The organism is Microcoleus sp. S28C3 (assembly GCF_036700785.1).
GTDB lineage: Bacteria > Cyanobacteriota > Cyanobacteriia > Cyanobacteriales > Microcoleaceae > Microcoleus > Microcoleus asticus.
The window spans coordinates 1-14359 of the sequence record NZ_JAUBPO010000139.1; the positions used below are offsets into that span (position 1 = coordinate 1).

13 protein-coding genes and 1 tRNA gene are annotated in these 14359 nt (G+C 46.3%); 7 read left to right on the forward strand and 7 right to left on the reverse strand.

What is annotated here, in order from left to right; all coding sequences use genetic code 11:
* The first annotated feature begins 26 nt into the window (after positions 1-26).
* A complete protein-coding gene (locus QUA13_RS28555) occupies positions 27-347 on the forward strand; it encodes an ISAzo13-like element transposase-related protein (protein ID WP_333203978.1) in 321 nt (106 codons plus the stop codon).
* A 91-nt stretch (positions 348-438) separates the two neighbouring features.
* On the opposite strand, the gene QUA13_RS28560 is transcribed toward QUA13_RS28555, so the two are convergent.
* Positions 439-1869: a hemolysin family protein gene (locus tag QUA13_RS28560; protein WP_333203993.1), complete on the reverse strand. Its 1431-nt coding sequence runs from the start codon at positions 1867-1869 to the stop codon at positions 439-441.
* A gap of 116 nt (positions 1870-1985) precedes the next feature.
* Entirely contained in the window at positions 1986-2678 is a 693-nt protein-coding gene (locus QUA13_RS28565; protein ID WP_333194097.1) for a hypothetical protein, read from the reverse strand.
* A 184-nt stretch (positions 2679-2862) separates the two neighbouring features.
* Here QUA13_RS28565 and QUA13_RS28570 point away from each other — a divergent pair.
* Positions 2863-2935, forward strand: a tRNA-Ile gene (locus QUA13_RS28570).
* A 262-nt stretch (positions 2936-3197) separates the two neighbouring features.
* Here QUA13_RS28570 and pyrR read toward each other — a convergent pair.
* Positions 3198-3731, reverse strand: coding sequence for a bifunctional pyr operon transcriptional regulator/uracil phosphoribosyltransferase PyrR (gene pyrR / locus QUA13_RS28575; RefSeq protein WP_172191320.1), 534 nt, complete (start codon positions 3729-3731; stop codon positions 3198-3200).
* 70 nt (positions 3732-3801) lie between these two features.
* On the opposite strand from pyrR, the gene QUA13_RS28580 reads away from it, so the two are divergent.
* Positions 3802-3951: a hypothetical protein gene (locus QUA13_RS28580; protein ID WP_333203979.1), complete on the forward strand. Its 150-nt coding sequence runs from the start codon at positions 3802-3804 to the stop codon at positions 3949-3951.
* Positions 3952-4001: 50 nt separating this feature from the next.
* Here the strand turns inward: QUA13_RS28580 and cbiB are convergent, their stop codons facing one another.
* From cbiB to QUA13_RS28595, 3 genes are all read right to left on the reverse strand, one after another.
* A complete protein-coding gene (gene cbiB, locus QUA13_RS28585) occupies positions 4002-5081 on the reverse strand; it encodes an adenosylcobinamide-phosphate synthase CbiB (RefSeq protein ID WP_333203981.1) in 1080 nt (359 codons plus the stop codon).
* Positions 5082-5342: 261 nt separating this feature from the next.
* Positions 5343-5744 (reverse strand): GFA family protein, encoded by a 402-nt coding sequence (locus QUA13_RS28590; protein ID WP_333203983.1) that lies wholly within the window; start codon positions 5742-5744, stop codon positions 5343-5345.
* 37 nt (positions 5745-5781) lie between these two features.
* Positions 5782-6225, reverse strand: coding sequence for an Rrf2 family transcriptional regulator (locus tag QUA13_RS28595; protein WP_006635345.1), 444 nt, complete (start codon positions 6223-6225; stop codon positions 5782-5784).
* 265 nt (positions 6226-6490) lie between these two features.
* Here QUA13_RS28595 and QUA13_RS28600 point away from each other — a divergent pair, with 265 nt between their 5' ends.
* The 3 genes from QUA13_RS28600 to QUA13_RS28610 all read left to right on the forward strand — a co-directional run bounded on the left by QUA13_RS28600 (position 6491) and on the right by QUA13_RS28610 (position 11228).
* A complete protein-coding gene (locus QUA13_RS28600) occupies positions 6491-6880 on the forward strand; it encodes an AbrB family transcriptional regulator (RefSeq protein ID WP_172191324.1) in 390 nt (129 codons plus the stop codon).
* Between the two features lie 121 nt (positions 6881-7001).
* Positions 7002-7241, forward strand: coding sequence for a hypothetical protein (locus tag QUA13_RS28605; RefSeq protein WP_333203985.1), 240 nt, complete (start codon positions 7002-7004; stop codon positions 7239-7241).
* A 324-nt stretch (positions 7242-7565) separates the two neighbouring features.
* Entirely contained in the window at positions 7566-11228 is a 3663-nt protein-coding gene (locus QUA13_RS28610; protein WP_333203987.1) for a PAS domain S-box protein, read from the forward strand.
* Between the two features lie 281 nt (positions 11229-11509).
* On the opposite strand, the gene QUA13_RS28615 is transcribed toward QUA13_RS28610, so the two are convergent.
* Positions 11510-12613, reverse strand: a complete 1104-nt coding sequence (locus QUA13_RS28615) for a site-2 protease family protein (protein WP_333203989.1) — start codon at positions 12611-12613, stop codon at positions 11510-11512.
* A 514-nt stretch (positions 12614-13127) separates the two neighbouring features.
* Between QUA13_RS28615 and QUA13_RS28620 the strand changes: the two genes are divergently transcribed.
* A complete protein-coding gene (locus tag QUA13_RS28620) occupies positions 13128-14204 on the forward strand; it encodes a DUF3616 domain-containing protein (RefSeq protein ID WP_333203991.1) in 1077 nt (358 codons plus the stop codon).
* Positions 14205-14359: the final 155 nt, after the last annotated feature.

The following is a 14359-nucleotide window of genomic DNA, read 5'->3' on the forward strand; positions in this document are numbered from 1 at the left end:
GTTTTTAGCTGGCATTTTTGTAGAGATTGACTAAACTCATTTTTTATTATACCCTATTTAAAGGCACAACAGCTTATCCTCCTTACCATAGTAAATATAATCCCATAGAGCGCTGTTGGGGCATTCTTGAACAGCATTGGAATGGAAGTAAGCTTGTTGATGTTGAAGCTATGCTTTCATGGGCTTCTAGCATGACTTGGAAAGGGCTGCATCCCATTTTGATTTTAAGCAACATTGTTTACCAAAAAGGGATTTCTCTGACTAAGAAAACCATGAAGCAAGTCGAGTCCCGATTGCAGCGAAATCCGCTTTTGCCCAAATGGGATATCTTGATTCGACCACTTTAGCTGGTAAATTATTTCTCAGAAATCACCTAAGGACTAATTCACTCTCTACACTTTCTCCTTAATCTCGATACTCTGCCTTTAAATCAAAATCTCAACTAGAAAATTTCGCCACACCACTCAACCCGCTATTCTTGCGCCCTTTGCCCACAAATTCCCCATCCGCTGCTGCAACTTCACCCAAAGCTCGATCGCCCGCCGCCCCTGACAGCAAATGAATTTGAATTTGCTCCAACCGCGGCCCGGACACAGAAACAACCGTAAGCTCCACATTTCCGCACCGCCAAACTTCCCCAACAGCCGGCATTCTTTGCAACTGATAGCTCAGAAAACCTCCGATTGTCTGATATTCGTCAGTTACTGGCAAATCCACATTCAATATTTGATTCACATCATCTACATTTAACTGCGCTTGCACCAAAAAAGTGCGATCGTCCAATACTTGCAAAGCAATTTCTTTACTGTCGGGCGACTCGTAGCTGCGACCGATAATTTCCGCAATCAAATCACTCAGCGTCACTAACCCGGAAATGCCGCCAAATTCATCGACAACGATCGCAATTTCTTCCGACGAACTCTGCATCAAAGGCAGCAGTTCCCCCAGCAGCATCATCTCCGGCACAAACCTCACCGCAGACATCCAAGTTACAATTGGCGTGTCGGGAGATAGCAAACCTTCAGCTAGGGGTTTCGCAAGTTGTTTGAAGCCAATAATGCCGATAATGTCGTCTAAAGAATCTCCCGTCACCGGATAGCGGGAATGGTTAGAAATCGCCATTTCGTCGAGCAAAGTTTGAAAGGTGGCCGTCTTCGGAAGTGCGACAATGCTAGGCCTGGGCACCATTACTTCTTGTACCCAAACTTCGCCAAATTCAAACACGTTGTTGAGCAATTCTCGCTTTTCTGCTTGCAAGCCGCTTGATTCGCTGGAAGTAGCTATAATTAATTGCAGCTCTTCGGGAGTAACCGGTCGGTGCCTTAGGTCGTATTCGATGCCTGCAAACCGCAAGAGCGATCGAGTGGATTGATTGAGAAACGACACAAAGGGATTGAACAAACGGGCAATCAATAAACTCGGAGGCCCTAAACTTCTGGCTAGCTGTTCGGAATACAGTAACGCTACAGATTTGGGAAAGAGTTCGCCGAGTACGATTTGCAGATAAGCTAAGACGAAAAAAGTTACTATTGATATGCCCAAAGAATGGGCGATCGCAGACTTGATGTAAATTGGCAGTGGCAAACAGCCGATCGCAGCTTGGACTAGCACGGCGATCGTATCTTCCCCAATCCAGCCGAGAGCTAAACTAGAAAGAGTGATTCCCAACTGCATTGTCGAGAGCAATCGCTCGATACTGTGCTGTAAAGATTGAACAGTTAGAGCTGCAACGTCGCCGGCATCCACTAACTGATTGATGCGCGATCGGCGTACCGTCACCATCGAAAACTCAGCCGCCACAAAAAAAGCATTAATCGCAATCAGCAACAGCACTGACAGCAACCGCGACAGCACCTCTGTCAAACTCATCGCGGGTAAATCAGATATCTCCTGCACTCTCGCCCCTAAAAGTGACACAATGCTCCCTAAAAAAACTTTCTCGATCGAACCTGAGAATCTGTCTGCAGGTTTGGTCTTCTTTTATTTTACTTCGCCACTGGAATGCCAGATATTTGCAACTGAAGTTTTTGACCTGGATAATCTGTCAGCGTCAGCGAAACTTCTTTAGCATTTTCCAGCAAAGCTGTGGGAATACTCACAGTACCGTAAAACACCTGCCCGTTGGGGGGCAGTTCCGACGGCAAATCCTCGGCAGTCGCGCTCAGGGCTCGGCCGCGATCGTCAGTGACGTTCAAGAAACTGTAGAGAAACCTCACAGCTTGGGAGCCTTCATTTTTCATGCTCACGTCTAGCAGCATCGAATTGCTGCGCTGACTGGCGGCGCTCACTTCCAACGTTATTCCCCCATCGCGACTGTTCAGAGGGAACTTGGCGCTGGCATTTGGCGCGGCAGGTTTTTTGGCCGTGGCTGGTTTAGAGCTTGCCTTGTCTGTTTTAGTATTTGCTTGAGCCGTTGTTTTTTCTGGATCGCGACCTTCTACCCGCGCTTTGACGGTTGTGAGAATGTCTTTTTCTTTCAAAATGCTCACTTGGTCTTTGCTAGCCTGAGTTCCCTGCTTGCCGCTGCCAGCATTGTTGCTGGGGCGAATATCGGGTTGAGTCGTTCCTTTCAAGGCTTCGCGACCTATAGTAAATCCCCAAACAGAACTCGTCACGCCTGCTCCAAACATCAGAGCTAGCAGAATTAGAGTCAGCACTACCGTCGAATTCACTGCCATTGCCTATAAGTTTATGCCGAGTCGTAGAAACTGCTTTGTCGGGTCGATCGGCTTCAGCACAGTGGCTAACAGGCGATCGGGACTCAGCAGATCTAAAGATTTTGATTTTTGTTCTCTAGTTCTAGCACGGACTGGGAAATTATGTTATAATTCATTTTGAGTTAGATCGAACAAATCGATTTAACGGCAGTTGGCCGAGCGGTTTAGGCAGCGAACTCATAATTCGCCCCAGGCAGGTTCAACTCCTGCACTGCCGATTTTTAAGAACATAGGACGCTCCGCGCGCGAAAAACCCGGTTTCTTCCTAGAGGCTTGTTTACCCAAAAGCCCCTATTCTGGTAGAAACCGGGTTTTTTACGTTGTCAGCGGGCGGAAACGAAGTATTTTGCTCAGTGATGGACGCAAAAAGTGGTTGGACGCGCTACTTACAGCGCACCCTACTTAGTTTATTTAGCTGGACTTTGTTTAACAGTCATTTGTGCCCAATCTAAAATCTAAAATCTAAAATCTAAAATCGTATTATCCCTTAATTAACTCCACTCCGTCGCGCCCGTCGAGCTCTTGAACGTAAACCTTAACTTGTTCTTCCTTTGCAGTCGGCAACTTTTTACCTGTAAAATCCGGCTGAATCGGTACTTCTCGGTGGCCGCGATCGACTAATACCGCCAACCAAATTTTCTCCGGTCGGCCGTAATCGTTTACCGCATTCAAAGCCGCTCTAGTCGTTCTGCCTTTATATATAACGTCATCTACCAACACCACGGTTTTGCCCGTCAAATCGAAAGGAATTTCTGTTTTAGCCGGTGTCCGCATCGCAACTCGATCCAAGTCATCTCGGTAAAAGGTAATATCCAAAGCGCCCACGCATACTTTGACTTGTTCGAGGACTTCAATTTGATCGGCCAAAATTTGAGCTAAAGGCACTCCTCTACTATGAATCCCCAACAGCACTAACTCCGAGGGGTTCCCTGATTTTTCGACAATCTGGGAAGCGACGCGGGTGAGAGTGCGCCTCACTTCATCTGGCGATAAAATTTGGATAATTTTAGTCATTGCTTGCTGCGAGCTAATTGTTGGCTGTTGGCATATCGAACAATTTGAGATTTGAGATTTGAGATTGTAGATGGAGTTGACAGATGAATCTGGGGGTTTGAAGTCAGGTCAAAACTTTTTTTTGCTCCTGTCGGCGGGTTATATCTCTCTTCTGCTCGGCTTACCCAGAACCGATGAAAAGCTGATGCTGCGATTGCAATGCTTGGAGCGCGAACAATGACATAAATACGTTATTTTATGCCTTTTGGACTGTTCGAGTGAGGTCATCAGTTAGCAGCTCAAACATAATAAGGTATAAAAAAGCAATGATAGTCCCAACCAAATCAGAAAGCAATACCGAGTTAATTGCAATGCTTGGCAAATTAGCTGGCCTGTAATCGGGTGAACCGGCTCGCCTAACAGCGGTTTGTGTTTGAGAACTCCACGATAGGAATTTGTACCTCCTAGTTGTACTCCCAAGATGGCGGCGTAGGCGCACTCGCTCCAACCGGAATTGGGACTGGCATCTTTAACAGCATCTCTCTGACAAATCTGCCAAATGTAAATCGGTTTGCCAGATATAAGCGCTAAAGTAATCACTGTTAGGCGGCAAGGAATCCACGTCAGCACGTCTTCTAGTTTGGCACTAAACCATCCTAAATCAGTGTATGGCGCTTCTTTGTAGCCGACGGTAGAATCTAATGTGCTAGCTGCTTTGTAAGCCATTGCCAAGGGGACTATAGCATTCACCCACATCGAGTTAGGATCGATCGGGCGATCGGTAAAACTTAATAATAGATGCGGCAGAGCGAACCCAAGTAACGCATAAAATAGCGGTGCTGTCACACCATCGACTGCATTCTCTGTTACAGTTTCTAACAATGCTCGCAGAATTTCTGGCTCCGATAAGTTTTCGGTATCCCGACCGACGTAAAGGCTCAACCGTTCTCGCGCCTTGACTAAATCTCCAACATTTAAAGGTGCTAGCACGTCTTCAGCAGCCGCCCTCAAACTGCGACCGGCAAAACAGCTTGCCAGCAAAATGGTTTGTAGGGCTATACCTAAAAGAGGATGCACCCAACTAGCAGCTTGGACGAGCGACCAACTGACACTATAACTGCCTAGAATCAGCCCGATCGCTAGTATTGTACCAGCACATCGTAGCAGCAGTTTGTGCCGGTCGCCAGCGGGACGATCGCCAGCGGGAGGCATTTTGCCTGCGGGATTATTCGATATATTAAAGACAAATCGAGTATAGCGGTCGATCGCCCAACCCATCGCCTGCACGGGATGCGGCCAACCCCAAGGATCGCCGATCGAATAATCTAATACCGCTGCTAAAATCAAAACAGGAAATTCATCCGGCATCATTATATATTTTGTCAAACTTGATAGTCCGTCAATCGATTTTAGATTTTAGATTTTAGATTTTAGATTTTAGGATTGAAGAAAGAAACCCCACCGATCGATCCGGAGGCTTGCGATGGGGAGCGAGGAGCGTTTTTCTCGCTCCACGGATGAATCCGGAGGCCCGAACCATCTTCCTTGATTGTCAGAGCAGGAGCGCTCGCAATGGTAGCGCAGGTTTTAACTACTCCTATCCTTGCGGACTTTAATTTTTGAGCTGCAATTTTAACTGCTGAGATTACTTTCGTCGCGGAGCAAGTGTACGTTCTCCTCCCAATTAACACCGTCAAAGGGTAGGATCTGAAAGTGTTTGATGGCATCTGAGTCAAGACAGCGGACGTTGACATCGAATTGATCGGGATGCGATCGGGGGCGATAGAACGAGTGAATACCGCAAATCCGACAGAAAATATGTTTAGCAGTTCCTGTATTAAACGTATAGGTGGTCAACACATCTTCGCCACTGAGCAATGTAAAACGTTCCGGGGGCACAATGAGGTGCAAAAATCCCTTCTTTTTACAGATAGAGCAGTTGCAATCAGATGCTTCGTGTTTGTCAACGGCGACACGGAAGCGGACAGCACCGCAGTGACAGCCGCCAAAGTAGGTAACAAGTGTTGTGTCCATGTGTGCTTGCTGCCGATCGAATAAATGAACTTACCATTTAAATGATAAAGCTAGTTTCTTCCCCAAGAGCCGCTTGCCAACTGCGGACATCATAGTATAAGTCTTCGAGGGAAATACTGTACAGCGCTTCGGCAAGTTTTTTGTGCAATCGGTTCCACAAACTGAATGTTACCCAGTCCTCTGCTTGCGTCGCATCGGGAAAATGTCGAGGTAAAGGTTCAATAGTTTCACCTACAGCCTCTAAGATTTGTCCTAAAGAGATTTGAGCGGGCTGGCGGGCTAATTGATATCCTCCTTGGGAACCCCGAACAGATTGGACTAAACCGGCTCGTCGCATTTCAATCAGCAATTTTTCTAGATACGGAGCCGGTAACTCCTGTCGCTTCGCTATCGATTTCACCGATGTCGGGCCGAAGCGAGGTTGCAAACTTAGATCCAGTAATGCTTTGACACTGTAGTGTCCGCGTGTGGTTAACTTCATTGGATTTTAAGAGGGGGGCAAATATTCAGCTAGCTGATAGGTGATAGCTTATGCTACCGAGTTTAGAGATTGCTCGCAGCGACTGCAGCTACTCCTCAAGAAAGACTGCAGGTTGTTAAAAATATTTAGATAATAGTGGTTAACAATTGAGCCGATCGGTGTAATATGGTTTTACGACCAGCTATAAAGCTAAAGTTTCTTGGTCAAACCAAAAACCAACCGAGAAAAAATCCGTACACCAGTTGAATATTTCAGGACTCAGTAAATGGCTAAAAAGAAAAATATCGAACCCCTTGAAGGCGAAGATCTGATCAAAAAGGTCAAAGACCTAGAGAACCTTACCAAGGAAGAGAAAGCTAGAGCCTGTGGCTACTACACCGTTACCAAGAACGGCGTAGAACGGGTCAACATGATGAAATTCCTGAATGCGCTGATTGATGCAGAAGGCATTCAGCTAGACGGGAAGCAAAACGGCAACGGACGCGGCGGACGCTCAGCCAGCTATCGGATTAGCGTTCAATCTAACGGCAACTTACTGATTGGAGCCGCCTACACCAAACAAATGGAACTCCAGCCGGGAGATGAATTTGAAATCTCTCTGGGACGCAAGCACATTCACCTGCGCCAAATCGATCGAGAAGAAGAAGTATCCTAGGCCTTTACGACTTGCTTTGACTTCTTGCTTGAACTGGTTGGTTTGACTTCAAGCATTGACTTCAAGCATTGACTTCAAGCAGAGAGTTGGCTCTGAAATCTTTCTGTGAGCCTAAAACAGTATGGCTTCTATAGATGGCAATGGCTCGACAAAAGCCACTGCCACTGCTTTATATTTTCCGGGAATACCTATTCTCGACCCTCGCTATATCCGTTTGGACAAGCGGGGGATTTTCCGCGTAGCTGTTGAAGAGAAGTTCGCCAACGGATTGTGTAGCGGAGGTAACGGATTTAAGGGATGGATGTTCAGCAGCGGATTTTATAACGCATTTAACGGATGGATGTTGAGTTTCGATGGTTGAGGTTCCAGCCAAGAAGCTGGTTCGGTTGAGCTGCGAAACCGAACAAAGCAAGAAAATAGCGGAAGTATTATCAGCCAAAAGTGCGTAATACCAGTAAAAAAAAATAATGTAACTGTCGGTCAACTCCAAAGCACGAGCTTCATCATTTCTCCCCAATTATTTAATCTAAAATCACAAATCTAAAATTTTATAAGTCTCGTGCTCGCTCCTGATTTGTGTGTGTGGGGGACTTGTTTTGACGGGAAACCAACAGCCTCGATCGCCCGTAAGTGAAATTAGAGGCTGGAACAGTTAAAGTGTTAGGGAGCAATTAGTCACCAGCCTATGCCGTTGCCCCGATTCGCGAGCAAAACTTCTCAACACCAAATAAAAATCCCCCTGCGTCGCGTTCTAGTGGCGTCTTTTGTGCTGCAAATCGCCGCCGCAGTTGGGATTGTCGGGTATCTGTCCTTTCGCAACGGAGAAAGAGCAGTCCAAGAGCTCGCCCAGAAATTGATCGCGGAGACGAGGAAGAGAGTTGAAGAAAAGCTGACTTCTTTTCTCGAACCTATCCACTGGGTAAATCAACTTAACGCTGAAGCGATCGACAGTGCTGAATTAAAGTTACAGTTAGAAAGGCCCCAGCCTCGGGGAGAGAAGTTCCTCTGGCAGCAAATGCGATCGTTTAAAAGCATTCAGTGGATTTCCCTCGGTGCTGAAAAATCAGGAGAATTTCTCGGCATTTGGCGCAACCCGAGCGACAACAGCTTGCAAATTGTCGCCGCCTCGAAGTCTAGCAACTTTCAAAACATTTACTACGCTACAGACGGCAGAGGCACTCGCACCGCTAAATTAAAGGTAAAACCGGCAACGTACGATGCCCGCCGACGCCCTTGGTACAAAGAAGCTGTCGCAGCTAACAAACCGATTTGGACGAGCATTTATCCGGGTATTACTCCCGGGACTGTTTTTATTGCTGCCAGTCAACCGATTCGCGATCGAAAGGGTAAATTGCTGGGAGTTTGTGCAGTAAACTTTTCGCTCTCGGAGTTTCAGCAATATCTTCATCGCATCAAGCTTAGCAAAACGGGACAAATTTTCGCGATCGAACGATCGGGCTTGCTGGTTGCCAGTTCGAGTCAAGAATCACCCTTTAGAAAGATGTCGGGAAAGCAGGAACTCCAACGGGTGAATGTTTTAGACAGTCAAACTCCTGTCATTCGCACCGCAGCTAAATATTTGTACGAACACTTCGAGGGCTTTGGCGACATTAAGCAGCGGCAGCAACTGAAATTTAGCCGAGACGGGCAGGAATATTTTTTGGAAGTGCTGCCCTTTTCTGATAGTTACGGTTTGAACTGGCTGATTGCGATCGCAGTTCCCAAATCCGATTTCCTGGGGGAAATTAACAGAAATACCCAGACTACAATTTTACTTTGTTTGGTGGCGCTGCTGCTATCGACAATTGCCGGAGTGCATACAGCTAGGTGGGTAACGCTGCCGCTGCGGCGACTTAACGAAGCAGCTAAAGATATCGCCGCCAGAGAGTTCGATCGGGCTGTTGCTGTCAGTAGGCTTGAGGAAGTCGGCGAATTAGCGCAGTCTTTCAACGAGATGGCAGCTCAACTGAAAAAGTCTTTTCAAGCTTTGGCAGAAAGTGAAGAAAAATTTGCCCAACTGGTAGAAAATTTGCCTGTTGGAGTCTCGGCGATCGATCCGGGCGGCGCAGTTATTTTTATGAATTCGGCGGGAGAGCAAATATTAGGCAGGGGAGAAATGCCGGATGCTACCGCACAAGAGCTAGCACAAGCTTATCAAATTTATATAGCAGGCACTAATCAACTGTACCCGGCCGAGCAAATGCCGTTTGTGCGGGCGTTGAGCGGCTTCGAGGTGATTGCTGAAGATATGGAAATTCGCCGAGACGGGCAAAATATTCGTTTGGATGTGCGAGCGCTGCCGGTGTTTGACGGTGCGGGCAATATCCTTTATGTTCTGACTGTTTTTAAAGATATCACGGCTCGCAAACAGGCAGAGCAAATATTGGCTGACTACAACCGAACCCTGGAAATTGAAGTAGTCGATCGCACGATCGAGCTAGCCTCGATCAATGCCCGCTTGCAGGTCGAAATTGAGGAGCGCCAGCAAGCTGAAAAAATTATCCGTCAAGAGCGGGACTTTAACTTAAAGATTATCGAAAATTCTCCGATTTTTTTTGTGGCGATCGACTCTGGCGGTAAAATTCTGCGGGTGAATGACTGTATGCTGCAAGCTGTGGGCTATACTGCTGCAGAAGTTACGGGGAAAGATTACTTAGCTACATTTGTACCCCCAAGCGATCGAGCCGGATTACATTCGATTTTTGAGCGCGTAACAGCGAGCCAGCAAACGGTTAACGAACATCCCGTTCTCACAAAGTGCGATCGCACTTTGTTAGTCGAGTGGCACGGCATACCGGTGCTCGACGAAAGTGGCAGCCTGGATTTCTTGTTTGGATTTGGGATTGATATTGGCGAGCGCAAACAAGCACAATTAGTCTTGCAAAAAAGCGAAGCTCTGTTTCACAAATTAGCGAACACTGTTCCCGGAGAACTTTACATATTAGTGCAGCATCCCGACGGCTCAGCCAATATAGAGTATATCAGTCCTCTGTGCCGAGAAATTCAAGAATTAGAGCCGGAGGAAATCCAGAACAACTCTGCTTTATTCTACGAACAAATGCACCCGGACGATCGCTCAAGTCACTTCGAGGCAATTGTCAAAAGTGCGACCGATCTCGAACCATTTTCCCACGAGTGGCGGATTGTGACAGCATCAGGAAAAATCAAATGGCTGCAAGGTTATTCTCGACCAGAATTGCGCGAAAATGGAGATATTGTCTGGCACGGCATAATTATTGATACGAGCGATCGCAAACAAGCAGAACAAGAACTCAAACAAGCCAAAGAAGCCGCAGAAGCTGCCAACAAAACTAAAAGCATCTTTCTCGCCAACATGAGCCACGAATTGCGAACCCCCCTCAACGCCATTCTCGGCTTCGCTGAATTAATGGAACCCAGCGCTAATTTAAGTGTACCGGAAAAAGAAAATATCCAAATTATTCGCCGCAGCGGAGAACACCTGCTCCAACTGATCAATCAAGTCTTAGACTTATCTAAAATCGAAGCTGGGCGCATGACACTCAACGCCAAAAACTTTGACTTGTACCGCTTGCTGGGCGACCTGCAAAATATGTTCCAAATTCGCGCGCAAAATAAAGGATTGCAATTAATTATTGACTGCTCATCCGATGTTCCCCAATACGTGAAAAGTGATGAAATTAAATTGCGACAAGTGCTGATTAATCTATTAGATAATGCAGTTAAGTTTACCGAAAATGGTTCGGTTTCAGTCAGAGTAAGGCAAGATCGAGAAGGAATAACTAAGCCGACAGGCGAAAGATCAAACAAAATTAAAAATAAAAAAACGATTGTTATTTACTTTGAGATTGCAGATACAGGATTTGGCATTTCCCCCGAAGAATTAGAGAGCATTTTTGAATTGTTCGTGCAAAGTTCATCTGGAAAAAAAGTTCAAAAAGGTACGGGATTAGGATTAAATATCAGCCGCGAGTTCATAAAATTAATGGGCGGCGACATTACCGTCGAGAGCGAAGTAGGGCGCGGAACAGTCTTCAAGTTTGACATTCAAGTTGTTACCGCAGCCGCCCCTGTTGAAGTCATAAATAAATATCTTGAAGTCAATGATTTATCGGAGAGTTCAAGTATGGTAACAGAAAAAATATCTGATAGCGCAGCAATATTTACGCTTGACTCGATGCCGAAAGTTTCCCCAGAATGGACAAACAATCTAAAACAGGCAGTCCGTCAGGCTGACTTCAACTTGATTGCTACAATAATTGAGCAAATCCGCAGCGATAATCATGTTGTTGCCGAAGTTATGATGAATCATCTATATAATTTTGATTATCAAAAAATACTCGATTTGATTGCTGAAATTGAGCTGTAGGGTGCGCCGAAGCTCACCTTACCTATAAAGTTGCTGTAGGGAGCATCTCTGCAGAGATGCTTCCCGAACAGTTATTTTAGCTGCTGCGACAAGAGTCCTGAGATGGCATAAATCCTCGCTCAGATCCTCAATACAGTATGATAATTATCATGCTTGATTTGCTCTTAATAATTTAGTGTTTGACTTTACTTGTTTTGAAGCTACAGTTAACCCCCCCGATCGCCCTTTTGGTCAAGGGAAATCGAGGGGGCTAACTGTTATTTGTCAACTATCTGAGGATATCAAGCAGGGTTAGCTTGAGCTCGTCTTTGCAGCAGGCGGGCAATTTCCGCTTTTTCTACAAGTCCGACGAGGACGCCGTTTTCACGAATAACGGGGAGTTCTTGTACTTTTAACTGTTCCAGAAGGGTGACGACTTCGAGGAGGGATAATTCTGGTTTGACGGTTGTGGAAAATTCGATCGGCTTCACGAGTTCTTTTACTAAAACTTCGGGCCAGCGTCCGGTAGTAATGGTTTTGAGGTCGTCAAGGTCGATCGCCCCTACCAATTGTCCCGCGTCATCAGTAACTAGGAACCGACGCCAGGTATGAGCGTTACCGATAACGTAGTTGTTGGCAAATTCTCTGAGGGATAAGTGCTCTGGGACGATCGGGCTTTCGGGGGTCAAAGCATCTGCGGCTGTCAAGCCTGCCAGTTCATTTTGGACTGTGGCATATTGGGCAGATTGACCGGCATTTTGCAGTAAGAACCAACCGATTACTAGATTCCAAATATTGCCGAATACCCCTGTAGCAATGGCAATCCAACCAATTATTTGACCGACGCGGCTAGCAAAAATTACACCTTTGTAAGGGTTGCCGGTAATTTTCCAGACGATCGCTTTGAGGATGTTGCCGCCGTCGAGGGGCAAACCGGGAATTAAGTTAAATAAGGCTAAAGCTAAGTTGATGGAAGCTAAAAGTCCGACGATCGCGGCTGCGGGGCCTGTGAGACCAGCACCAATGCCGATCGCTGCTAACAAACCGGATAAAAATAAGCTGACCAACGGGCCTGCAATGGCTACCCAAAATGCTTCGGCTGGGGTTTTGGATTCTCTTTCTAAATTAGCCAGTCCCCCAAACAGAAATAGCGAAATCGATTTCACGCCAATTCCCTGTTTGATGGCTACCCAACTGTGTCCTAATTCGTGGGCTAAGACGGAAGCAAATAACAGCAACGCTGTGAATAATCCCAACATCCAGGGCGCTACGGGGCCCAATGTGGGAAACAGGGCAGCTAGTGCACCGCCGTATTGCCAGGTTACTAAACCCAGAACTAGGAACCAAGATGCGTTGACAAAGAAGGGAATCCCAAACAGGTTGCCGACGCGAAATGTACCGTTCATAATGGCTACCTCTGATTTTACGAAGGAGAGGTTTTTCTCTCTGTCTCCTTATCGTAACGAAACGTAACGGCGATGTTAATGCTTCAATTAGGGTGTTATCCGTCTGTGGAGGTTCGGTTTGCTGAATAATTACCGCCGACTGCGGTTTGGCCCGCTAGGGGTTAAAATCCTTATCTCAAAACGGAAGTTCTTGCTATGAGGCTTGAGGAGGATATCTGTTTTAGTTTTCTGTTTTAGTTTTCAGTCGGTTTTAACTCAAATCTTGCACCTTTGTCATGAACAGGCAAGATGCCTGTTCCACAAAAATTAAATTTTCTTGTGGGGAGTAGGAGTTGGGCATCCTGCCCGTCATAAACAGGCAAGATGCCTGTTCCACAACAGATGAATTTTATTTCTTGTGGGGTGGGCTTCTAGCCCGCCCATAAAAGCCTGATTGAGAATGGTGCAACCTATGAGTTTCAAGCAGATTTAGCTATAATGACTCACCATAACAATAGTTTTGGTGCTAATCATTATGCCAGAATCTTTTTTGCTCGGTCGGCTGCTGCTGCAATTCAACAGCAAAGCGGCTGATATGATTACAGACTTATCCGCTGTTGCTTTAACTCCCGACCGCCATTTGTGGCTGGGTTCCGATGAAACGACTTCGATCGAGCGTTTGTCGCCTGTCGGGCCTCATATTTTTGGAGAACATCAAAGATTTGCGATCGCAGATTTTATCGATCTACCTGGAAAAGGCGAAATCGATATCGAAGGAATTGATTTCAGCGGCGATTATCTTTGGCTGGTGGGTTCTCACAGCACAAAACGCAAAAAAGCTCAAGGTAGAGACCCCGAAAGAGACATTGAAAAATTAGCACAAATCGAGACAGAGGTCAACCGCTATTTGCTGGCGCGCCTTCCTGTAAAAAACGGGACTTTGTGCAAGTCAATTTCCCATCCTGAAAATCCCAAAAACCAACTGAAAGCGGGATACCTTCAGCGGACAAAATCGGGGAATTTGCTGACTGATGCGCTGAAAGATGACAGGCACCTCGGCTTGTATTTATCTGTGCCGGTTCCGAGTAAAGAAAATGGCTTTGATATTGAAGGGTTGGCGGTGCGGGGGGATCGCATTTTGCTCGGTTTGCGGGGGCCGGTACTGCGGGGTTGGGCGATAATTTTAGAGATAGAAGTTGAAGAGGCAGAACCGGGAGTTTTAAGGCTTAAGGCGATTGGGGAACGAGGGAAATTGTACAAAAAACATTTTGTTGATTTGAACGGTTTGGGTGTGCGAGAATTGTGCTGGAATGGGGAAGATTTAATTGTTTTAGCCGGGCCGACGATGACTTTATCTGGAGAGATGACGGTTTTTCGGTTAAAGGGAATTTTAGGGCGATCGGGCGACAGTATTACTGGACAAGATGGGGGAGATTTGGAGGTATTGTTTGATTTGCCTTTTAAGGTGGGCGCGGACAATGCTGAGGGATTGAGCCTGTTTCCCTATTTGGGGGGGCAGAATTCGCTGTTGGTGGTTTACGATTCGCCGGATGCGGGGAGAATGGTTGAGGGAAATTCTATTTATGCCGATATTTTTAGGTTGGGTTTGTAGTGAGGACTTCAATTCTCAGAATTCAGGACTTTAGTCCTTACTACAAACCGAAATTAGGTGGGGTTGGTAGTACCCCATTTTACAGCGGTTCCCGCTGTTATGAAGTACAATAGCAACAATTAGCAAACCAATTTCTTAAATGTTGAGGATTGATT

Coding starts and splice junctions, on each gene's coding strand:
- QUA13_RS28560 (WP_333203993.1), bottom strand. CDS start 1,869: ATGAGTTTGACAGAGGTGCTGTCGCGGTTGCTGTCAGTGCTGTTGCTG.
- QUA13_RS28565 (WP_333194097.1), bottom strand. CDS start 2,678: ATGGCAGTGAATTCGACGGTAGTGCTGACTCTAATTCTGCTAGCTCTG.
- pyrR (WP_172191320.1), bottom strand. CDS start 3,731: ATGACTAAAATTATCCAAATTTTATCGCCAGATGAAGTGAGGCGCACT.
- QUA13_RS28580 (WP_333203979.1), top strand. CDS start 3,802: ATGGAGTTGACAGATGAATCTGGGGGTTTGAAGTCAGGTCAAAACTTT.
- cbiB (WP_333203981.1), bottom strand. CDS start 5,081: ATGATGCCGGATGAATTTCCTGTTTTGATTTTAGCAGCGGTATTAGAT.
- QUA13_RS28590 (WP_333203983.1), bottom strand. CDS start 5,744: ATGGACACAACACTTGTTACCTACTTTGGCGGCTGTCACTGCGGTGCT.
- QUA13_RS28595 (WP_006635345.1), bottom strand. CDS start 6,225: ATGAAGTTAACCACACGCGGACACTACAGTGTCAAAGCATTACTGGAT.
- QUA13_RS28600 (WP_172191324.1), top strand. CDS start 6,491: ATGGCTAAAAAGAAAAATATCGAACCCCTTGAAGGCGAAGATCTGATC.
- QUA13_RS28605 (WP_333203985.1), top strand. CDS start 7,002: ATGGCTTCTATAGATGGCAATGGCTCGACAAAAGCCACTGCCACTGCT.
- QUA13_RS28610 (WP_333203987.1), top strand. CDS start 7,566: ATGCCGTTGCCCCGATTCGCGAGCAAAACTTCTCAACACCAAATAAAA.
- QUA13_RS28615 (WP_333203989.1), bottom strand. CDS start 12,613: ATGAACGGTACATTTCGCGTCGGCAACCTGTTTGGGATTCCCTTCTTT.
- QUA13_RS28620 (WP_333203991.1), top strand. CDS start 13,128: ATGCCAGAATCTTTTTTGCTCGGTCGGCTGCTGCTGCAATTCAACAGC.